Source organism: Variovorax sp. Sphag1AA (genome assembly GCF_014192575.1).
Classification (GTDB): Bacteria; Pseudomonadota; Gammaproteobacteria; order Burkholderiales; family Burkholderiaceae_C; genus Variovorax.
In genome coordinates, this window is the sequence record NZ_JACHYC010000001.1 from 672,407 (window position 1) to 693,448 (window position 21,042).

A 21,042-nucleotide genomic window follows, 5' to 3' on the forward strand; every position below is an offset into this window, starting at 1 on the left:
AATCTATGAAAATCACCGGGGCTTCAGGATTCGAGCGCCTTTCGCGCTAGCAGCTCGATGACCTCGGGCTCCTCGCCAACCGCGCCAGCGAGGGTGAACTCCACTGAGGGGTGCCGTGCTCGCAAGTCATCGAGAAGGCGAGGAAGGTCTTCGCGCACATGCCTTCCCATTCCGAGGAAAAGCGGCAGCACCCGGATGGTGCGGGCGCCTTGAAGGATCAAGGCTTCCGCCGCACCGCGCAGGTCTGGCTGGACCAGTTCGAGGTACGCGCACGAGACCTTGGCCTGCGGATCCAGTTCGGCGACCCGTCGCGCGACGGCCTCCACCGGCCCGCGCCACCTCTCATCGCGCGAGCCGTGCGCAAAGAGGACGATGCCGCGAATCGCACCCATGGCAACGACCCTACCGCCTCAGCACCAGCCAGGTGAAAGCACCCAGCGACATCACTGAATAGATCAACCCTGGCGCGGCGGCGGTGACCCACGGCAACCAGTTGCCGAGATTGCCGAGATAGCCGAACACGTTGTTCAACAGGAAGAAGCTGATGCCGATCATCACGCCCACGAAAACGTAGGTCGTGATGCCCGACTGTCGGAAGTGCAGGTACGCAAACGGCAGCGCCAGCACGACCATCACGAGGCATGACAGTGGATAGAACACCTTGCGCCAAAACTCGATCTCGTAGCGCTGCGCCGTTTGCCCGTTGGCCTCGAGATGCTGGATGTAGTCGAACAGGTCGAGCGTGCGCATGCGATCGGGCCGCAGAAGCGCGACCGACACCATTTCGGACGTCAGGGAGGTCGGCCATTCGACCATCGGGATCTTGGTCGTGACGATGCGCGCGTTGCCTGGACCGCGCGTTTCGTATTCCTCCTTGCTGGCGTCGATGAGCGTCCAGTGCCCGTCGTTGGTGCGCGCCGAAGCGGCGGTCGTCTGCGAAACGATGAAGCCCTTGTTGTCGAATTCGATGATGCGCGGCTCCTTCAGCCCGCCATCTCGGCTCATGGTGGCCACGTTGACGGCATAGGAGGTGTCGCCCTGGCGCTCCTTGAGCCACGCACCCGTGTTGCCGACCAGCGAATAGACGTTCTGATAGCGCACCTTGAGCAATTGCGCAGTGCGGTCACTCACAGGAGCGATGTAGTCGCCGATCGCGAAGGTCAGCACGACGAAGCCGAGCCCGAGAATGAGCAACGCGCGAAGCGCGCGCCATGGCCCGAGGCCACTCGTTCGGAGGATCGTGAACTCGGAACTCTGCGCGAGGCGCGCCATCACGAAAATGGTTCCGATCAGCACGGCGATGGGCAGCAACTCGTAGAGATGATTCGGGATCAGCAGGGTCACATACAACAGGGCCTGTGCAGCGCCGTAGCCGAGCGACTCGGGGCGACCGATCGATTGCAGCTCGTCGACGAAGTCAAAGAAGAAGAACAGGCTCAGGAAGCCGAGCGCGACGAAGGCGACCGCCTTCGCCACCTCCACGTAGATGAGGCGACGAATCGTTTTCACGCGTTGTTTGTCTTTCGGGCGCGATGGACGCGAAGCGCTGGCAGAAGCGCCCAGTTGTAGTGCCGCTTCATGAGCCAGGCGAGGCCGATCAGGAAAGCGCCGCCGTGCAGGACGAGCATGAACCCGCCCATGCTGTACTTGCCCGAACTCACCCAGTTCTGACCGAGGTTGAGCAGGTTGTAGTAGAGGACGAAGGCGAAAAGCGCGAAGAGGTAGTTGCCACTGCGGCCCACGCGAGGATTCACGCTCGACAGCGCCAGCGCCAGGAGCACGAAATTGGCACCGGCGAGCAGCATGCCGATGCGCCACGCAAGTTCGCCCAGATTGATGCGCGTCGGGTCGCGCAGCAGTGCCAGCGTGGTTCGCGTGCGCACTGGCGCGGCATCGCTCGAATCACTGCCGCTGCTGCCGACCTTGGCGCCATAGGTCTGGAATTCGCTGATCTTCGTGCCTTCGGCGGTCAGCGAGCGTTCAAGCCGCTGGCCGTTGCTCAGAAGCAAGAAGCGCTTGCCATCGACGTCCTCCATGTGGCCGCTTCGCGCAGAGGTGATGATCTGCAGGTTGCGCTCGATGGACTGGATGAAGACGTTGCTGGCGGTGGCGCTGTCGGGCGCGTCCTTGTCGATGAAGAACACGCGGAGCCGGCCGGCGGACTCGCGGAATTCGCCCGGCGAGACCCGCTCGATGTCGCTGCGGCGCTCGTAGCGCTCACGCATTCCCTGGGTCTGCGAGTTGGCCCAGGGCCAGCCGACCAGCGCGAAGACCGCGATCAGCACCAGGATCGGCCATGCGAAACCGAAGAGGGGCCTCAGGAATTCGGCCAGCCCGCGGCCACTTGAGAACCAGATCACCATCTCGCTGTCGCGGTACATGCGCGACAGCGTGCCGACGATCGATATGAACAGGCACATGCTCAGGATCGTCGGCATGTAGCCGAGCACCGTGTAGGTCATCACGAGGAAGACCTCGCGAGGATTCACGCTGCCCTTGGCCGCGAGCCCGAGCGTGCGAATCAGCATCATGGTCATCACGATCGTGACCAGCACCACCAGCGTGGCTCCGAAGCTGCGGGACAGCTCCTTGCGTAATGAGGAATGGAATAACATCGTCGAGGGAAAAAAAGGATTATGGACTTTCAACTCAAGACCCTCTCCGCCGCCCAGGCGGCCGCCGAAAAAGCCGATGTGCTCATCGTGCTCGTGGCCGCTGGTTCCACCACCGCGAAGGACGCGCTTTCCGCGCTGATCGCCGAAGCCCGCAAGGCTGGCGACCTGCCTGACAAATCCGGCAAATTGCTCGCGCTGTACAGGCCCGCCGGAATTGGCGCGCCGCGCGTGGTGCTGGTGTCGTCGGGGGACGGCAAGCCCGCCGCGGTCCGCTCGGCAGTGGCTGCCGCGATCGGCGCGGCGAAGGGCTCGAATCCCAAGCGGGTCGTGATCGCGGCCACACAGCCGTTGGACGGCGCAGCGCTCGCAAGCGCCGTGATTGCGGTGGCCGATGCCAGCTACGTCTACGGCACCACCAAGTCGAAGGCCGAATTGCGGACCATCAAGCAGGTGACATTCGGTCTCTCGGATACGGCCGGACTGCGCGAAGCCTTCGACGAAGCGACTGCGACCGTTGCCGGCATCGAGCTGGCCAAGGAATGGGCGAACCGGCCGGCCAACTACTGCACGCCGACCATGCTGGCCGGCGCCGCCGAAGAACTCGCAAAGCTCCCGAACGTGAAGTGCGAAGTGCTCGGGCCGAAGGAAGTCGCGAAGCTCGGCATGGGCGCGTTCTCGGCCGTGGCGCAAGGTTCGGCAGAGCCGCTGCGCTTCGTCGTTCTGCGCTACCACGGCGCGCCGAAAGGCCAGGCACCTGTCGTGCTCGTTGGCAAGGGCATCACTTTCGACACCGGCGGCGTTTCGCTCAAGCCTGCCGCCGAAATGGACGAGATGAAGTTCGACATGTGCGGTGCCGCCAGCGTGCTCGGTGTGTTCCGCGCGCTCGGTGACATCCAGCCTCCGATCAACGTGATCGGCCTCGTGCCGACCTGTGAAAACATGAACGACGGCCGCGCGGTCAAGCCGGGCGACGTGGTGACGAGCATGAGCGGCCAGACCATCGAGGTGCTCAACACCGATGCGGAAGGGCGGCTGATCCTTTGCGACGCACTGAGCTACGCCAAGCGCTTCGAACCGTCAGCCGTCATCGATATCGCAACGCTCACGGGTGCCTGTGTGGTCGCACTCGGCGGCGTGCGAAGCGGCCTCTTTTCGAGCAACGACGAATTGGCGGCGGCCTTGACCGCGGCCGGCGAGCAATCGCAGGACCGTTGCTGGCGCATGCCCCTCGACGACGACTACGCCGAGGGCCTCAAGAGCAACTTCGCCGACGTCGCCAACATCGCCGGCCGCGCGGGCGGCGCGATCACGGCGGCCAAGTTCCTGCAGCGCTTTACCAGTGACTTCGCGTGGGCGCACCTCGACATCGCAGGAACGGCGTGGAAGAGTGGGGCGGCCAAGGGCGCGAGCGGGCGGCCAGTGGGCCTGCTGCTCAACTACCTGCTGACCGAAAGCCGGAACGGCGCCAGGTCGGCTTCGGACAAGGCCTCCAAGGCCGCGCGAAAGACCACCGGGAAGGCGCGCGCCAAGTGACTGAGATCGACGGCCACTACAACATGCCGGACAAGGTGAGCTACGCCTGCCGGCTGCTTCGCAAGGCCGTCGGCGCGCACGGCGCGCGTCTCGTGGTCATGGCCGATCCGGCGACGCTGGACGCGATCGACCAGTCGATCTGGACGTTGCAACCGACCGAGTTCATCGCGCATTGCCGGAGCGGCGACGAAGCCCATGTCGTTTCGCGTTCGCCCGTCGTGCTTGCGGAGAGCGGCACGACCTCGCTGCCGGACCGTCCGATCCTCGTCAACCTCGGCGCCGAGTTGCCGGCCAGGTTCGAGCGCTTCGAACGTCTGATCGACATCGTCGGCAGCGACGACGCCGACAAGCAGGCCGGCCGGGCACGGTGGCGTCACTACAAGGATCGCGGGTATGCGATTCGCACGTTCCCCTACGGCGGAGGCGCGAGCTGATGTCGACGCAACGCACACCGCCGCGTTTCGTTCCGACGTTGACGACGGTCTTCGATCCGTCTCAGGACACGCCGCCCGTTTCGCTTCCCCTATCCGCGCCATCCGATATCCCCGAGACCGCACCGTTGCCAGCGGCCACCCAGCCCTCCGAGGCGGTCGCGCTGAGCCCCGAGGCACGGCTCTCTGAGGCCGAAGCCTTCAGGCTCGAGGAGCAATTGCTGCATCGCGTCTTGCAGCGCGTCGACCTCTCGCTCGAAGAGCGGGTGAGCGATGCGGTGTCAGCCGCCGTTCAGCATCACCTCGACACGATGATCCCCGCGCTTCGCAAGGAAATCGAGGCGGTTTTACGTGACTTGGTGAGCGAATCCCTGGCTCACGAACTAACGGAAAACCCGGGGTCTACGCCAACGTTTAGCCCGCAATCCTTGGGCTAAACTGCGCGCCAGGTCGTTTAAGCGCGTGGGCGCCAAGCGTCCGCGGCGCGATATTTGCTGAGTCGAAAGCGCCCGGATCGCAAGACCGGTTTTCAACTTCACTCATTAATGTTCTGGAGGTTCCCCATGCAATTGAAATGGACTGCGGTCGCACTCGCTGCTCTCGCGCTCGTGGCCTGCGGCAAGAAGGAAGAAGCTGCTGCACCCGCCGCTACTCCCGCCCCGACCGCAGCGGCGCCGGCACCGGCTGCGCCTCCGGCTGAAACGCTGGTCGTCAAGATCGGTCACGTTGCTCCGACGAGCGGCGCCATCGCCCACCTCGGCAAGGACAACGAATTCGGTGCGCGCATGGCCATCGAAGACCTGAACGCCAAGGGCATCAAGATCGGTGACAAGGTTGCCAAGTTCGAACTGCTCGCCGAAGACGACGCAGCCGATCCGAAGCAGGGCACCGCAGTTGCACAGAAGCTGGTGGACAGCAAGGTCAACGGCGTCGTCGGTCACCTGAACTCCGGCACCACCATCCCGGCTTCCAAGCTGTACAGCGACGCGGGCATCCCGCAGATCTCGCCGTCGGCGACCAACCCCAAGTACACCCGCCAGGGCTTCAAGACCACCTTCCGCGTTGTGGCTGACGACACCCAGCTCGGCGGCACGCTCGGCAAGTACGCCGTTGAAAAGCTGAACGGCAAGAACATCGCCGTGATCGACGACCGTACCGCCTACGGCCAGGGCGTCGCCGAGGAATTCGAAAAGGCCGCCAAGGCCGCCGGCGCCAACATCGTCGGCCACGAGTTCACCACCGACAAGTCGACCGACTTCAACGCCATCCTGACGAAGCTCAAGGGCGCCAAGCCCGACATCCTGTTCTTCGGCGGCATGGACGCTGTGGGCGGCCCGATGCTCAAGCAGGTCAAGCAGCTCGGCATGAACGTGAAGTTCATGGGCGGCGACGGCCTGTGCACCGGCGAACTCGCCAAGCTCGCTGGCGACGCAATCGGTGAAGACATGGTCGTGTGCGCTGAAGCCGGTGGTGTGGAAGGCGACTTCAAGGCACCGCTGGATGCCTGGAAGGCCAAGTTCAAGGAAAAGAACGGCGTCGAAGTGCAGATCTATGCACCGTACGTCTATGACGCCGTGAACGTGCTCGCCGCCGCCATGGAAAAGGCCGGCTCCTCGGACCCCGAGAAGTACCTGCCTGAAGTCGGCAAGATCGACTACAAGGGCCTGACCGGTCCGATCGCATTCGACGAGAAGGGCGACGTCAAGAACGGTGCGCTGACGCTGTACACCTACAAGGGCGGCCAGCGTACGCAGATCGCTGTGGTGCGCGGGAACTGATCGCTTCTTGCGCTCACCCCAAAAGAGGGCCCTTCGGGGCCCTTTTTCTTTGGCCTCAGATGGTCACGGGCCTCACATGGCCGATTCCTCGAGGACCTTGCGCCCATGCTCCTTCTGGAGTGGGCGGTGGTTGTCGCGGAACAGTTTCTGGAATGCCTGGATCTGCTGACGCGACATCTCGATCGGCTGCTCCATGACGATCCAATTCACCTCTTCGGAGCACGGAGGCGTCGTCAGCGAGCCTGCGTAGACCATGGCCTTGTGCGACGCCGGCAGAAGCGCGGCGAGGTCGACTTCTCCTGCCTTCGGCGCGGCGTTCGGTGCTGGCAACTGATCCCACAGCCCGGGCAGCGCTGCGTTCTTCCTCCCTTGCTTGATGAACACGCCCACGACGGTGATCTTGCCGCTGGCGTCCTTGTTCACCAGGTGCATTTCCATCGGGAACGACTTGCCGTCGAGACGATGCTCGCTGGGCGTGTGGAAGTGGAACTGCGCCAACGCATAGCTGACACCCTTGTATGCGACGGCATTGGTCGTTGCGTCAGCGACGTTGAACTGGATCGTGTGACCGTTGTTCACGAGTTCGCCTTTCGCCGTGCCGAAGTGGAGGGCGATCTCGCGGTCCGAGAGACGTTTGGCACTGCGCGTATACAACGCAATCGGCGACTGCTGAAGACCTGTCTTGCACAGTCGGCTGTCACGATCGAGTGCACCCCAATGTGCCGGCCCAGTGCCGGCGTGGTCGTTGTAGGACCAATGCGCGTGTTCCTCGGCATGCGCGCGGAGGCTGAAGGTCAAGGCGAGGAGGGCCGCCGTGATAGAGGCTGGACGTTGAAAGCAAGACATGTTGACTCCCGTTTGTTGAGGTTTTGGTCGCGATAAGCCGCAGCCATTCTCAAGGAGGTCGCCTGACGAAAAGGTCGCGGCAAACAAAAACGGCGCGACCCCTCGTGAGGATCGCGCCGTGATTGAAACTGACTTGGGACGCTTAGTCAGTCCCTTCCGTGGTGTCCGTGCTCGCCGTGCCGTTGTCCGTGTCCCCAGTCTCGATGGTCGTGGCGATCGCCATGCCAATCCTTGCGATGGTAGTACCTGGGTCCGTAGTAGCCCGGGGGTGGGGCATAGACAACGGGAGGTCGGGGAGCAGCGTAGACCGGGGCCGGCACCACAACCGGCGGCGGGACGACAACTGCCGGTGCAACCGGCACGGGCACTCCGATCACGGGGGCGGGCAAATTGATGCCGACACCCACATTCACGTTGGCGCCAAAGGCCGGTGCGGCGACGAGCACGGTAAGCGCCGCACCAGCAGTGCCCAATTGGAAGAAGGCTGATCGAACAAGGCTCAAGATGAACTCCTTAGAAACGAAAAAGCGACCCGAAGGTCGCTTTCCGTTTTAGATGGGTTAGAAGGCGGGTGAGAGGAAGAGACCTCTTGGAATCCGCACGAAATCTAGCTATCTGGCGGAGCAGGCGGGATTCGAACCCGCGGAGGGCTATTAACCCTCACACGCTTTCCAGGCGTGCGACTTAAACCGCTCATCCACCGCTCCGAAGCCCACGATTGTAGCAGTGCGCAGGCGCATTTCTCGGGTCAGGCCGCACTCGATGTCTTGCCGGCTTGCACCATCCGCATCGCCGATGCGATGAGAGCGGCGGTTTCGTTCATCGTGCTCGGAACGATCAGCGTGGTTGTCGCATCAGCGGCCACCTTGCCGTAAGCGTCGACCGCCCGTTCGGCCACCTTGAGCTGCACCGCCTGCTCACCGCCCGGCTGGCGGATGGCGGCCGCAATCCGCTCGATGGCGCCGGCAGTCGCTTCGGCCACTGCGCTGATGGCGGCAGCCTCGCCTTGTGCGTTGTTGATTTGCGCCTGCTTCTGGCCTTCGGAGCGCGCGATGAAAGCCTCGCGCTCGCCGGTGGCAATGTTGATCTGTTCCTGGCGGCGGCCTTCGGACGCGGCGATCAGCGCACGCTTCTCACGTTCCGCGGTGATCTGGCGCTGCATCGCATGCAGGATCTCGTTCGGTGGCGTGAGATCCTTGATCTCGTAGCGCAACACCTTCACGCCCCAGTTGAGTGCCGCCTCGTCGATGGCGGAGACCACCTGCGCGTTGATGATGTCGCGCTCCTCGAAGGTCTTGTCCAGTTCGAGCTTGCCGATGACGCTGCGCAGCGTGGTCTGCGCGAGCTGGGTGATGGCCATGACGTAGTTCGAGGAGCCATAGCTCGCGCGCATCGGATCGGTCACCTGAAAATAGAGGATGCCGTCCACCTGCAGCTGCGTGTTGTCGCGGGTGATGCAGACCTGGCTCGGCACGTCCAGCGGAATTTCCTTCAGGCTGTGCCGGTAGGCGACCCGATCGATGAAAGGGATCAGGAAATTGGGCCCCGGCGACATGGTCCCGTGATAGCGACCAAGGCGCTCGCGCACCCAGGCGTTCTGCTGCGGAACGAACTTGATCGATTGGGTGATGAAGATGATGGCGATCCCCAGGATGACGAGGGGAACGAGGGCGTATTCCATTGAACGGTTTCCTTCCTTTTTCTTTGCTCAGATTTTTTCGACGACGAGGCGGCTGCCGACCACTTCGACGACCTTGTGCTGACCGGCGGCCGGAACATCGCCGGCGCGGGCGACTGCCGTCCATTGGGCACCCCGGTAGCGGACGATGGCAGTGCCATCCGCGTTCCATGCATCGACTTGAACGCGCTCGCCGATGTCCAGGTTCACGTCGGGATTGGCGGAAGTGGGGGGGCCTGGCGGGCGCCGCCGGCGAATCGCGTGCCAGACGATGACGGCGGACACGCTGACGACGGCCGCAGCGATGAACTGCGCGCCGAGCGAAGCGCCCAAGTGCGCCGTGACCGCGGCCGCCGCGAAGCCTGCGCCGATGAGCAGCAGATAGACCGTGCCGGTTCCCGAAATGAGTTCGAGCACGATGGCCGCTCCCGTCATGAGCCACCAGACGGTGGAACTCGCCATAGCCAAACCTCTCTGTGCGTTTAAGACACGCGATTGTGGCAAAGGCAAAAGCCGTCATGCGCCTTCATCTGAATTCCGTACACTTCGCGCCTATTTGCTAGCCCTTCCGGAGCCACGCTCATGAAATTTCGTTTTCCGATCGTCATCATTGACGAGGACTTCCGCTCCGAGAACACCTCGGGTCTCAGCATTCGCGCCCTGGCCCAGGCATTCGAGAGCGAGGGCTTCGAGGTGCTCGGCGCCACGAGCTACGGCGACCTGAGCCAGTTCGCCCAGCAGCAGAGCCGCGCCAGCGCTTTCATCCTGTCGATCGACGACGAGGAGTTTTCCGTCGGCCCCGACCTCGACCCGGCGGTGCTCAACCTGCGCAACTTCATCGGCGAAGTGCGCCGCAAGAACGCCGACGTGCCGATCTACATCTACGGCGAAACCAAGACCTCGCGGCACATCCCGAACGACATCCTGCGCGAGCTGCACGGTTTCATCCACATGTTCGAGGACACGCCGGAGTTCGTGGCACGCCACATCATCCGCGAGGCCAAGAGCTATCTGGAGGGCGTGCAGCCCCCGTTCTTCAAGGCGCTGATCGACTACGCGGAAGACGGTTCGTACTCGTGGCACTGCCCGGGCCACTCGGGCGGCGTGGCCTTCCTGAAGAGCCCGGTCGGGCAGATGTTCCACCAGTTCTTCGGCGAAAACATGCTGCGCGCGGACGTGTGCAATGCCGTGGAAGAACTCGGCCAGCTGCTGGACCACACCGGCCCGGTGGCGGCCAGCGAGCGCAATGCGGCGCGCATTTTCAACGCCGACCATTGCTTCTTCGTGACCAACGGCACCAGCACCAGCAACAAGATGGTGTGGCACCACACCGTGGCGCCGGACGACGTCGTGGTGGTGGACCGCAACTGCCACAAATCGGTGCTGCACGCGATCATCATGACCGGTGCGATCCCGGTCTTCATGAAGCCGACCCGCAACCACTTCGGCATCATCGGCCCGATCCCGAAGAGTGAGTTCGAGCCGGCGGCGATCAAGGCGAAGATCCGTGCCAATCCGCTGCTCTCGCACGTGGATGCCGACAAGGTCAAGCCGCGCGTGATGACGCTCACGCAATCGACTTACGACGGCGTGATCTACAACACCGAGACGATCAAGGGCATGCTCGACGGCTTCGTCGACACGCTGCACTTCGACGAGGCGTGGCTGCCGCATGCAGCCTTCCATCCCTTCTACGGCGCGTATCACGCGATGGGCAAGCGTCGCGTGCGGCCGAAGGAATCGCTGGTCTTCGCGACCCAGTCCACCCACAAGCTGCTCGCCGGCATCAGCCAGGCCAGCCACGTGCTGGTACAGGATTCGCAGAACCGCGCGCTCGACCGCGACCTGTTCAACGAGGCCTACCTCATGCATTCGTCGACCAGCCCGCAGTACGCGATCATCGCGAGTTGCGACGTGGCCGCCGCGATGATGGAACCGCCTGGCGGAACCGCGCTGGTGGAAGAAAGCATCCTCGAGGCACTCGATTTCCGTCGCGCGATGCGCAAGGTCGAAGCCGAATTCGGCAAGGACGAATGGTGGTTCAAGGTATGGGGCCCCGAGCGCCTCGTGGAAGAGGGTATCGGCCGCGCCGACGACTGGATCATCAAGGGCGAATCGCGCACCGCGAAGTGGCATGGCTTCGGCGCACTGGCCGATGGGTTCAACATGCTCGACCCGATCAAGTCGACCATCGTGACGCCCGGCCTGGACCTCAACGGCAAGTTCGCCAAGAGCGGCATTCCGGCCGCCATCGTTACCAAGTTCCTGGCGGAGCACGGCGTGATCGTGGAGAAGACGGGGCTCTACAGCTTCTTCATCATGTTCACGATCGGTATCACCAAGGGCCGCTGGAACACGCTGCTCACGGCGCTGCAGCAGTTCAAGGACGACTACGCCCGCAACCAACCGATGTGGCGGATCATGCCGGAGTTCTGCCAGCAGCATCCGGGCTACGAGCGTCTCGGCCTGCGCGACCTGTGCCAACACGTGCACGAGCTGTATTCGCGCTACGACGTCGCGCGGCTCACCACCGAGATGTACCTGAGCGATCTCACTCCCGCGATGAAGCCCAGCGACGCCTTCGCGCACATTGCGCACCGCAAGACGGAACGTGTGGAGATCGACGAACTGGAAGGCCGGATCACGACCAGCCTGATCACGCCGTACCCGCCCGGTATTCCGCTGCTGATCCCCGGCGAAGTGTTCAACAAGAAGATCGTCGACTACCTGAAGTTCGCGCGCGAATTCAACACACAGTGCCCGGGCTTCGAGACCGACATTCACGGACTCGTGGCGCGCTTCGACGACAGCGGGAAGAAGCGCTACTACGCCGACTGCGTGCGCGCGGCCTGATCAGAAGTCCATGTCCTCGCGCACGCGCAGGAAGCGCGCAAATCTCGGCAGGCCGGATGTGGTGGTGCCGTTGAACCGGTAAGTCACCCAGGTTCCGATCGCGGGAGGGTTCTCACGTTCGGCATCGGTGAACCCTCCGCCGAGCTTGAACCGTTTGCCGTCAGGCGTCTCAACGAGGAGGGCGCCCATGCGACTGCCATGCTTACCGCGTCCGCCGACGTGCCCGACCACGCGCGCCTCCGCGTCGTCATCGCGCTTTACCTTGAGCAGATCGTTGCTTCGCACCGCGTGATACGAGGAAGAACCACGGTGCAGCATCAGGCCTTCGCCGCCCATCTTCACCGTCTTCTCGAGCAGGGCATCGAGATCCTCGGCTGTCGTCGCGCGTTGCTGCGGAACGGCCACGACCCACGGGACGCTGGTGATGGGCAGCAGCTTGCGCAAATATGCGAGGCGTGTCGTGAAGTCGCCGGGCTGGGCGGGCACATCGAAGACCATGAATCGGATCTCGCGCCATGCAGTGTCCGACGGCGGCTGGGTCCGCACGGTCGAGACGATCTGGGAGAAGTGGCCGCGTCCGGCCCAGAGCTCGCCGTCAAGCGGTTCGGCAGGCAATGCTTCGGTGAACCAGTGTGGCGCAGCGATCCGCTCGCCGCTTCGCGTCCACAACTGCTTGCCGTCCCAGTACCCGCGGATTCCGTCGTACTTCTCGCTCACCCAGTAGTCGTCCAGCGACATGCCCGGGCGATAGACCTCGGCCAGCATGAGCGGGGCCGGCACCTTCGGCGAGGATTGCGCTGCCGCATAAGGCGCAGTAGCGAATCCGACTGTCGCGGCGGCAGCCGCCAGCAACAACGATCGACGTGAAAAGAACATGGGCCGGTGGCGGCCCATGCGATTGGAAAAACTCACTATCTACTCCCTGGCATCTCTATGTGCCAGGATTATCCCGCTCGATGCTCAGGCGGCCGGCTCTGCGATTCCACCCACGACGTGGCTGAAGCCGCCGTCGACATACGTGATCTCGGCCGTCACGCCGCTCGCGAGGTCGCTGAGCAGGAAGGCAGCGACGTTGCCCACTTCCTCGATCGTGATGTTGCGGCGGATCGGCGCGACCTCGGCCACGGCCGACAGAATCTTGCCGAAGCCCTTGATGCCGCTCGCAGCGAGCGTCTTGATCGGGCCGGCGCTGATGCCGTTGACGCGCATGCCCTTGGGTCCGAGCGACTCGGCCAGATAGCGCACCGAAGCCTCGAGCGAAGCCTTGGCCAGACCCATCGTGTTGTAGTTGGGCAGCGCGCGCACGGCACCGAGGTACGTCAGCGTAAGCAATGCAGACTTGTCGTTGAGGTAGGGCAGGGCCGCCTTGGCCATGGCCGGGAAGCTGTAGGCACTGATGTCATGCGCCACCTTGAATGCTTCGCGAGAGATGCCGTCGAGAAAGTCGCCGGCGATCGCTTCGCGGGGCGCGAAGCCGATGCTGTGGACGAAGCCGTCGAACTTGGGCCACGTTTGGGCGAGGTCTGCGAAGAGCTTGTCGATCTGTGCGTCGTCAGACACGTCGCAGTCGAAGACCAGCTTGGAGTCGAACTCGGCGGCGAATTCGGTGATGCGGTCCTTGAATCGGTCGCCCACGTAGCTGAATGCCAGTTCTGCGCCTTGCTCGTGGCAGGCCTTGGCGATGCCGTAGGCGATGGAGCGATTGCTCAGGACGCCGGTGATCAGAAGTTTTTTGCCGGAAAGAAAGCCCATGGGACGACCTCGTGAAAATCTTGGGCAGAATTCTCGCATGCGGCTTCTATGGTGCTGGTTGTTGATGGTGTGCGCGTTTCCGGCGTGGGCTGCGCATGGCTATGCGATGTGGGACGACCTCAAGTACCCGGCGGGTTTTCCGCATTTCGACTACGTCAATCCCGATGCACCAAAGCGCGGCGAACTGCGGCTCGTGAGCAACCTGCGCTACTCCACCTTCGACAAGTACAACCCGTTCACGATCAAGGGCGCACCGCCGGCCTACCTGAGCAGCCTCATGTTCGACTCGCTGCTCGCCGGCTCGATGGACGAGACGGCCTCCGGCTACGGATTGCTGGCGGAGGACATCGTCGTGTCCCCCGACCGCCTCACAGCGACATTCAGGCTCCGGCCCGAGGCCCGCTTCCATGACGGAACGCCTGTCGAGGCGGCGGATGTCAAGTACAGCTACGACACGCTGATCGGGCCGTATGTCTCGCCGTCCTACAAGACGCTGCTCGAAGACGTCGAAAGCGCCGAGGTGATCGATGCCCACACCATCCGCTACAAGTTCAAGAAGGCCAATCGCGAACTGCCGCTGATCGTCGGCGGGTTGCCGGTCTTCAGCCGGCGTTGGGGCATGGAGAACGGCAAGGCCAAGCCTTTCGACCAGGTCGTGATGGACATCCCGATCGGAAGCGGTCCCTACAAGATCGGGCCGGTGCGCTTCGGCAAGGACATCACCTATGTGCGCGACCCGAACTACTGGGCGCGCGATCTCGGTGTCCGGCGCGGGTCCAACAATTTCGATCGCATCACGATCAAGATCTACAGGGACAACACCGCGCGCCTGGAGGCCCTGAAGGCGGGCGAATTCGACATGATGAGCTTCTACTCGGCGGGCGACTGGGCGCGTCGGGTGACCGGCAAGCGCTTCGACTCTGGCGAACTGGTCAAGCGGGAGTTCGAACACCGGCTGCCGTCCGGATTTCAGAGCTATGTGCTGAACACCCGCCGTCCGCAATTGCAGGACCTGCGCGTTCGAGAGGCACTGGGCCTCGCGCTGGACTACGAGTGGATGAATCGCCAGATGTTCTACAACGGCTATCCGCGTGTGCGCGATCTCTTCGGCAACACCGATTGCGCCGCCGAAGGGATGCCCTCGCCGGAGGAACTCAAGCTGCTCGAGCGCTGGCGCGGCAAGGTGCCCGATGCGGTGTTCGGCCCGATGTACACGCCGCCCACGACGGATGGACCGGGGCAGTCCCTGCGCAACAACCTCCGGATGGCGCGCGAGCTGCTCCAGCAGGCAGGCTGGGAATACCGCGACGGCGCGCTGCGCGATGCCAAGGGCGAGCCCATGGTGCTCGAATACCTCGACAGCAAGGAAGGTGGCGTTCGCACGGTGTCTCCGTGGATGCGCAACCTTGAGAAGCTCGGCATCACGCTGAAGTTCGCTTCGGTCGATTTCGCGCTGTATCAGCAGCGGCTGGACAAGTTCGAGTTCGACATCACCACGATCAACTTCCCCGGTACGCACAACCCCGGGCAGCAACTCGCAGACGTCTTCGGCAGCAAGGCCGCCAAGACGGAGAGCTCGGGCAACTTCATGGGCGTGAGCAGCCCGGCCGTCGACGCGTTGGTGGCTGACATCGTGCGCGCCGAGACGAAGCAGGAACTTCTTCCCGCCTGCCGCGCGCTGGACCGCGTGATCATGCAGAGCCACTATCTGATCCCGCAATGGACGCTGACAGCGCACCGCATTGCCTACAACGCATGGCGGCTGGATTACAAGTCGCCGATGCCGCCGTACGCGTCGGCCGAGGAGTGGATCATGACGACATGGTGGGCCCGCGAGGGCGAGGCCGATCGGAGGTAGACGCGGATGCTGGCCTATGTTCTGAAGCGGCTGCTGTTGTTCATCCCGACCCTGCTCGGCGTGCTGCTGGTCACCTTCGTGGTGATCCAGTTCGTTCCGGGCGGGCCGGTCGAGCAGTATCTGGCCGAGGCGAGGGCGAATGTGCGCGGCGGCGTCGAGTCCGGCGGCACCAACTACCGCGGCGACCAGGGCGTCGATCCGAAGCGGCTCGCGGAGATCAAGGCGCTCTATGGCTTCGACAAGCCGGCGCATGAGCGGCTCTTCCAGATGCTCGGGCAGTTCGCGCGCTTCGATCTCGGTCGAAGCTTCTTCCAGAACAAGGACGTATGGTCACTGATCCTCGAAAAGCTCCCGGTGTCCATCAGCCTCGGGCTCTGGACGTTCCTGATCAGCTATGGCGTTGCGGTGCCGCTCGGCGTGGCGAAGGCGGTGCGCGCCGGCACGCGATTCGACCTGGTCACCACGCTGCTGATCCTCGTGGGCTATGCGATTCCGGGCTTCGTGCTCGGCGTGGCGCTGCTGGTGGTCTTCGGCGGCCAACTGCAGTGGTTTCCGCTGCGGGGCCTGACCTCCGCCAACTGGGACGAGATGAACTGGGGCGCACGTATCGTCGACTACCTCTGGCACATCACGCTGCCCGTGACCGCGATGGTGCTCGGAAGCTTCGCAGTGACCTCGATGCTGACCAAGAACGCCTTCCTGGAGGAGATCCGCAAGCAGTACGTCCTGACCGCGCGGGCCAAGGGCCTGGGCGAGCGGCAGGTGCTCTGGAAGCACGTCTTCCGCAATGCGCTGATCCCGATCGTGACCGGACTGCCGGCCGCGTTCATTGGCGCGTTCTTCACCGGATCGCTGCTGATCGAAACGCTGTTTTCGCTCGACGGCCTTGGCCTGCTGGGCTACGAAAGCGTGATCCGTCGCGACTATCCAGTGGTGCTCGGCACGCTCTACCTCTTCACGTTGATCGGCCTGTTGACCAAGCTCATCTCCGATCTTTGCTACGTATGGGTCGACCCGAGGGTGAAGTTTGACTAGCGCGCCGCCCGTCCAGCCCGTGTCGCTGAGCCCGGGACGCCGCGCGTGGATGCGCTTCAAGCGCAACCGCCTGGGCTTCTGGAGCCTCGTGATCTTCGTCGCGATGGTGGTGCTGAGCCTCTTCGCGGAAGTGCTTTCGACCGACCGTCCGCTGGTCATGCGCTACGAGGGCAAGTTGTATTTCCCGGTGGTTCGCGACTATTCGGAGAAGACCTTCGGCGGGGACTTCGAGACGCCGACCGACTACCTCGATCCGTTCATCCGCGATCGCATCACACGGGGCGGCAATTGGGCGGTCTATGCACCCAACACGTACGGGCCGAAGACGCTCAACTACTTTGCGAAATCGCCAAGCCCCGCGGCACCGACGCGCGAGAACTGGCTCGGAACCGACGATCGCGGGCGGGACCTGCTTGCGCAACTGATCTACGGCTTCCGGGTGAGCGTGCTGTTCGGCCTTGCGTTGACTGCGATCGGCACAGTGCTCGGCATCGCCGCCGGCGCAGTGCAGGGCTATTTCGCCGGCAAGGTCGACCTGACCTTCCAGCGCTTCATCGAGATCTGGGGCTCGATGCCCGAGTTGTATCTGTTGATCATCTTCAGCGCGGTGTTCGCGCCGAGCGTGGCATTGCTCCTGATCCTCCTGAGTCTGTTCGGATGGATGGGCCTGTCCGACTACGTGCGCGCGGAGTTCCTGCGCAACCGGCAGATGGACTACGTGCGCGCTGCACGCGCGCTGGGGGTCGGCAACCTGCAGATCATGTGGCGGCACATCCTGCCGAACAGCATGACGCCTGTCGTCACCTTTCTGCCGTTTCGCATGAGTTCGTCCATCCTTGCGCTGACTTCTCTCGATTTCCTCGGGCTGGGCGTTCCGCCGGGAACCCCGTCGCTTGGCGAACTCCTGAACCAGGGCAAGGCGAACATCGATGCGTGGTGGATTTCGCTTTCCACCTTCGGTGTGCTCGTGATCACGCTGATGCTGCTCACCTTCATGGGCGATGCCTTGCGCGACGCCCTGGACCCCCGGAAGGCCGATCGATGACGCAGTCGCTTCTCGACGTCAAAGGGCTTCGCGTCGCATTCGGCGGCAAGGAAGTCGTGCACGGCGTCGACTTCCAGATCGCTCAAGGGGAAAAGCTCGCATTGGTCGGCGAATCCGGCTCCGGAAAGACGGTCACCGCGCTGAGCCTGCTTCGTCTCGCGCAGAACGCGGACGTTACCGGCGTCGCCAGCTTTGCGGGCGGGGAGGGCGGCGGCGCGCGCGATCTCCTGGCCCTGCCCGAATCGAAACTCCGCGGAATTCGGGGCAAGGAGATCGCGATGATCTTCCAGGAGCCGATGACCGCGCTCAATGCGCTCTATCCGGTCGGCGACCAGATCGCCGAGGTGCTCGAACTGCATCAGGCCATGTCGGCCAGGGCCGCGCACGAGGCAGCGGTGCAGTTGCTGGCCGATACCGGCATTCCCGAGCCGGCGCGGCGGGCGAGGGCGTTCCCGCACCAGTTGTCGGGCGGACAGCGACAGCGCGCCATGATCGCCATGGCATTGGCCTGCCGGCCACGCCTGCTGCTCGCGGATGAGCCAACGACGGCGCTCGACGTCACTGTCCGCGCGCAGATCCTCGATCTCCTGACCGATCTTCAACACAAGTACGGCATGGCGGTGCTGCTCATCACACACGACCTCAACCTCGTGCGCCGGTTCGCGGATCGGGTGGCAGTGATGGAGAACGGGTACATCGTCGAGCACGGCCTCGTGTCCACCGTTTTCGACGCGCCGCGACATCCGTACACCCGCAAGCTGATCGACAGCCGGCCGGAGAGGGATGTAGCGCCCGTCACGGATCGCCAAGCCGAGCCGGTGCTGGCGGCGAAGTCGCTGCGGGTGACTTACCCGGTCTCGCGACCTGGCTTCGCGGGCTGGTTCCGCAAAGGGGAATTCGTCGCGGTGCAGGGCGCGGACTTCCGCATCGCTCCGGGCGAAACACTCGGGGTCGTCGGCGAGTCTGGCTCGGGCAAATCCACGCTCGCGTTGGCGGCGCTGGGGTTGCTCAAGCATCAGGGGGAGCTCGATGTTGCCGGCAGGCGCTGGAACAACGGGGGCGCCAGCGACCGCGCGTTGCGCCGGGTGATGCAGGTCGTCTTCCAGGATCCGTTTTCATCACTCTCGCCCCGGATGACAGTCGAGCAAATCGTTGGCGAAGGCCTGACCGTGCACGCGCCGGATCTCGATACTGCAGCGCGGCGAGCACGTTCGCTCGACGTGCTGGCCCAGGTCGGCCTGACGGAAGCGCAGTTCCCGGCTCTGCTGGACCGCTATCCGCACGAATTCTCCGGCGGACAACGTCAGCGACTTGCGGTTGCGCGGGCCTTGATCGTCGATCCAAAGTTGTTGGTGCTCGACGAGCCCACCAGCGCGCTGGATGTGACGATCCAGAAGCAGGTGCTTGGGCTGCTGCAGCGCCTGCAGCGCGAACGGGGACTCAGCTACCTGCTGATCACGCATGACGTGGAAGTGATCCGAGCCATGGCGCACCAGGTCATCGTGATGAAGGACGGCGCGATCCTCGAGTCCGGCCCGGTTGGCCAGGTGCTCGATGCGCCCGGACATCCCTATACGCAGAAGCTGGTCGCCGCCGCGATGGCCGATTGAAGGGCGCCTGGAGCGCAAATGTCGCTGATCAGTGATGACAGGCGCGATGCCTGGCGCGCAGCGCTGGCGTGCATGGTGGCCCTCGCTGTTGCCATGGGGCTGGGGCGGTTTGCATTCACGCCGATGCTTCCGGTCATGCTTCATGAAGGCAAGCTCGATCTGCAAGCAGGTGGCCTGCTGGCATCGCTGAACTACCTCGGCTACTTCCTCGGCGCGCTCAGTTGTGCGGCGATTCGCGTGCGGCCGGCGAGCATGGTGCGCGGCGGGCTTGTCGCAACCGCCGCGCTGCTGCTCGGGATGGGCCTTCTGCACGGCTTCACCGTATGGAGCATCTTGCGATCCGCGGCGGGAGTCATGAGCGCGTGGACCTTCGTATTCGCTTCCGGCTGGGGTTTGCGACGGCTCGCAGAAACCGGCGTGCCGGCGCTAGGCGGCGTCATCTACACCGGCCCGGGAATCGGCATCGCCGTCACGGGACTGCTGGGCGGCGCGATAGGGCGCTCGGGATCGGATGCCGGATGGATCGGGCTCGGCCTGCTGGCGCTCGTCCTGATCGCGGCGGTCTGGTTTGTCTTCAGCGACGGCGCGGAGGCGCACGCAGCTGGGCCAACCGGCACGGTTGCCAATCCGCCGCCTGTCGATTCCGCCGCCGTGCGCAGCGACGCACTCTGGTTGGTGGCGTTGTACGGGCTCGCCGGGTTCGGTTACATCATCACGGCGACATTTCTGCCGGTGATCGCGCGCCATGCGCTCCCAGGGTCGCCGTGGCCCGACCTGTTCTGGCCGCTTTTCGGCCTCGCGGTCGTCCCAGGGGCGCTGATTGGTGCGCGTGCTCCCGTCCATTGGGACAACAGGCTGCTGCTGGCGATCGCGTACCTGTTTCAGGCCCTGGGGGTCATCCTTTCCGTGATCTGGCCCACGATCGTGGGATTCGCCCTGGGGAGCCTCCTGCTGGGATTGCCTTTCACAGCCATTACCCTTTTTGCCATGCGGGATGCTCGCCGCCTGCGTGGCAATTCTTCCGCCGGATTGATCGGGTACGCGACAGCGTCGTACGGCGTTGGACAGATCCTGGGCCCGTTGTTTGCTGCACCACTGGCGCAACGCACCGGCTCTTTCACCATGCCTCTGTTGGTCGCTGCGGCGGCTCTGGCCACAGGCGCGCTGCTTTTTACCTGTGTTTGGTGGCGATCCCGTTCTCCCAAAACGGCTCCGGACAGGTAGAAACTGCTATTACGTAACGCATTTGGCATATAATTCAAATCTCACGACCAAACGGGCGGGTACCAACCGCCCGTTTTTTATTGGTCGACGCAATTTGGTGCGGCTCATGCGGGGCGGGCGGCACCGACAAGGCAAGCAAACATTTCAAGGGCGCATACAGACACGTGGCATTGCAGCAGACAGTGGAAACAACCGTGGCCGGGCTAGGCTACGACTTGGTCGAGATTGAGCGCTCGGCGGGTGGATTGCTGCGCGTCACGATTGATTTGCCGTGGAATGGCCCCAATTCATCCGATGCGGCCGCCGGAGCACCGGAGCCACTGGTGACGGTCGAGGATTGCGAAAAAGTTACCCGGCAGTTGCAGTTTGCGCTCGAGGTCGATGGGGTCGACTACAAGCGCCTCGAGGTGTCATCGCCGGGCATCGATCGCCCGTTGCGCAACGAGCAGGATTTCGAGCGTTTTGTCGGCGAAGTGATCGACATCACCCTCAAGGCGCCGATGGGCGCGGCCGCGGCTGGTCAAGTGGCAGCCAACCGCAAGAAGTTTCGCGGCACGCTGGAGCGCGTCGCAGGCCCGGAGGGTTCCTCGGGTTGGCAAATCGTCTGGAGCGATGAGCCAGCGCCAAAGCCCGGCCAGAAAGTCAGCAAGAAGCGCGCGCCCGCACCGTTGCAGGCGCTCGGTTTTGTCTTGGACGAGTTGCGCGAGGCGCGGCTCGCGCCAATCGTGGATTTCAAGGGGCGCAGGCCCAAACCAGGCACGTTGGTGTCGGACTGAACGAGGAG

19 protein-coding genes and 1 tRNA gene are annotated in these 21,042 nt (G+C 63.7%); 11 read left to right on the forward strand and 9 right to left on the reverse strand.

Annotated features, from left to right (window positions below):
- Positions 1-23: 23 nt before the first annotated feature.
- The 3 genes from FHW64_RS03320 to lptF are packed head-to-tail and all read right to left on the reverse strand — an operon-like array spanning position 24 to position 2,615.
- The gene (locus FHW64_RS03320) at positions 24-392 is read right to left on the reverse strand and encodes a sirohydrochlorin chelatase (RefSeq protein ID WP_184523026.1); all 369 of its coding nucleotides are present in this window, start codon (positions 390-392) and stop codon (positions 24-26) included.
- A gap of 10 nt (positions 393-402) precedes the next feature.
- Positions 403-1,509, reverse strand: a complete 1,107-nt coding sequence (gene lptG, locus FHW64_RS03325; RefSeq protein WP_184523027.1) for an LPS export ABC transporter permease LptG — start codon at positions 1,507-1,509, stop codon at positions 403-405.
- Complete coding sequence (lptF, locus tag FHW64_RS03330) at positions 1,506-2,615, reverse strand: LPS export ABC transporter permease LptF (protein WP_184523028.1); 1,110 nt, start codon at positions 2,613-2,615, stop codon at positions 1,506-1,508. Before lptF ends, lptG begins: the two co-directional genes overlap by 4 nt.
- 21 nt (positions 2,616-2,636) lie before the next feature.
- Between lptF and FHW64_RS03335 the strand changes: the two genes are divergently transcribed.
- The 4 genes from FHW64_RS03335 to FHW64_RS03350 all read left to right on the forward strand — a co-directional run bounded on the left by FHW64_RS03335 (position 2,637) and on the right by FHW64_RS03350 (position 6,357).
- On the forward strand, positions 2,637-4,148 hold the full coding sequence (locus FHW64_RS03335) for a leucyl aminopeptidase (protein WP_184523029.1): 1,512 nt from the start codon (positions 2,637-2,639) through the stop codon (positions 4,146-4,148).
- On the forward strand, positions 4,145-4,582 hold the full coding sequence (locus FHW64_RS03340; protein WP_184523031.1) for a DNA polymerase III subunit chi: 438 nt from the start codon (positions 4,145-4,147) through the stop codon (positions 4,580-4,582). The genes FHW64_RS03335 and FHW64_RS03340 overlap by 4 nt, the downstream gene beginning before the upstream one ends.
- Complete coding sequence (locus tag FHW64_RS03345) at positions 4,582-5,016, forward strand: hypothetical protein (RefSeq protein ID WP_260303619.1); 435 nt, start codon at positions 4,582-4,584, stop codon at positions 5,014-5,016. Before FHW64_RS03340 ends, FHW64_RS03345 begins: the two co-directional genes overlap by 1 nt.
- Positions 5,017-5,142: 126 nt before the next feature.
- Positions 5,143-6,357, forward strand: a complete 1,215-nt coding sequence (locus FHW64_RS03350; protein ID WP_184523033.1) for a branched-chain amino acid ABC transporter substrate-binding protein — start codon at positions 5,143-5,145, stop codon at positions 6,355-6,357.
- Positions 6,358-6,429: 72 nt separating this feature from the next.
- Here the strand turns inward: FHW64_RS03350 and FHW64_RS03355 are convergent, their stop codons facing one another.
- The 4 genes from FHW64_RS03355 to FHW64_RS03370 all read right to left on the reverse strand — a co-directional run bounded on the left by FHW64_RS03355 (position 6,430) and on the right by FHW64_RS03370 (position 9,343).
- Complete coding sequence (locus FHW64_RS03355) at positions 6,430-7,155, reverse strand: carbonic anhydrase (RefSeq protein ID WP_184523035.1); 726 nt, start codon at positions 7,153-7,155, stop codon at positions 6,430-6,432.
- A 664-nt stretch (positions 7,156-7,819) separates the two neighbouring features.
- A tRNA-Ser gene (locus tag FHW64_RS03360) sits at positions 7,820-7,910 on the reverse strand.
- Positions 7,911-7,951: 41 nt separating this feature from the next.
- The gene (locus tag FHW64_RS03365) at positions 7,952-8,884 is read right to left on the reverse strand and encodes an SPFH domain-containing protein (protein WP_184523037.1); all 933 of its coding nucleotides are present in this window, start codon (positions 8,882-8,884) and stop codon (positions 7,952-7,954) included.
- A gap of 27 nt (positions 8,885-8,911) precedes the next feature.
- The gene (locus FHW64_RS03370; RefSeq protein WP_184523039.1) at positions 8,912-9,343 is read right to left on the reverse strand and encodes an NfeD family protein; all 432 of its coding nucleotides are present in this window, start codon (positions 9,341-9,343) and stop codon (positions 8,912-8,914) included.
- 120 nt (positions 9,344-9,463) lie between these two features.
- Here FHW64_RS03370 and FHW64_RS03375 point away from each other — a divergent pair, with 120 nt between their 5' ends.
- A complete protein-coding gene (locus FHW64_RS03375; RefSeq protein WP_184523041.1) occupies positions 9,464-11,734 on the forward strand; it encodes an arginine/lysine/ornithine decarboxylase in 2,271 nt (756 codons plus the stop codon).
- Here FHW64_RS03375 and FHW64_RS03380 read toward each other — a convergent pair whose 3' ends face one another.
- Together FHW64_RS03380 and fabI are read right to left on the reverse strand one after the other, a co-directional pair.
- Entirely contained in the window at positions 11,735-12,610 is an 876-nt protein-coding gene (locus tag FHW64_RS03380) for a DNA ligase (RefSeq protein WP_184524229.1), read from the reverse strand.
- A gap of 84 nt (positions 12,611-12,694) precedes the next feature.
- Positions 12,695-13,486 carry an enoyl-ACP reductase FabI gene (gene fabI, locus FHW64_RS03385; RefSeq protein WP_184523043.1) on the reverse strand — a complete coding sequence of 264 codons (792 nt, stop codon included), beginning with the start codon at positions 13,484-13,486 and terminating at the stop codon, positions 12,695-12,697.
- A gap of 37 nt (positions 13,487-13,523) precedes the next feature.
- Between fabI and FHW64_RS03390 the strand changes: the two genes are divergently transcribed.
- From FHW64_RS03390 to rimP, 6 genes are all read left to right on the forward strand, one after another.
- Positions 13,524-15,344, forward strand: coding sequence for an extracellular solute-binding protein (locus tag FHW64_RS03390; RefSeq protein ID WP_184523045.1), 1,821 nt, complete (start codon positions 13,524-13,526; stop codon positions 15,342-15,344).
- Between the two features lie 6 nt (positions 15,345-15,350).
- Complete coding sequence (locus tag FHW64_RS03395; RefSeq protein ID WP_184523047.1) at positions 15,351-16,379, forward strand: microcin C ABC transporter permease YejB; 1,029 nt, start codon at positions 15,351-15,353, stop codon at positions 16,377-16,379.
- A complete protein-coding gene (locus FHW64_RS03400) occupies positions 16,372-17,424 on the forward strand; it encodes an ABC transporter permease (RefSeq protein WP_184523049.1) in 1,053 nt (350 codons plus the stop codon). Before FHW64_RS03395 ends, FHW64_RS03400 begins: the two co-directional genes overlap by 8 nt.
- Entirely contained in the window at positions 17,421-19,034 is a 1,614-nt protein-coding gene (locus tag FHW64_RS03405) for an ABC transporter ATP-binding protein (RefSeq protein ID WP_184523051.1), read from the forward strand. Before FHW64_RS03400 ends, FHW64_RS03405 begins: the two co-directional genes overlap by 4 nt.
- Before the next feature lie 18 nt (positions 19,035-19,052).
- Complete coding sequence (locus FHW64_RS03410) at positions 19,053-20,258, forward strand: YbfB/YjiJ family MFS transporter (protein WP_184523053.1); 1,206 nt, start codon at positions 19,053-19,055, stop codon at positions 20,256-20,258.
- Positions 20,259-20,422: 164 nt separating this feature from the next.
- A complete protein-coding gene (rimP, locus tag FHW64_RS03415) occupies positions 20,423-21,034 on the forward strand; it encodes a ribosome maturation factor RimP (RefSeq protein ID WP_184523055.1) in 612 nt (203 codons plus the stop codon).
- Positions 21,035-21,042: the final 8 nt, after the last annotated feature.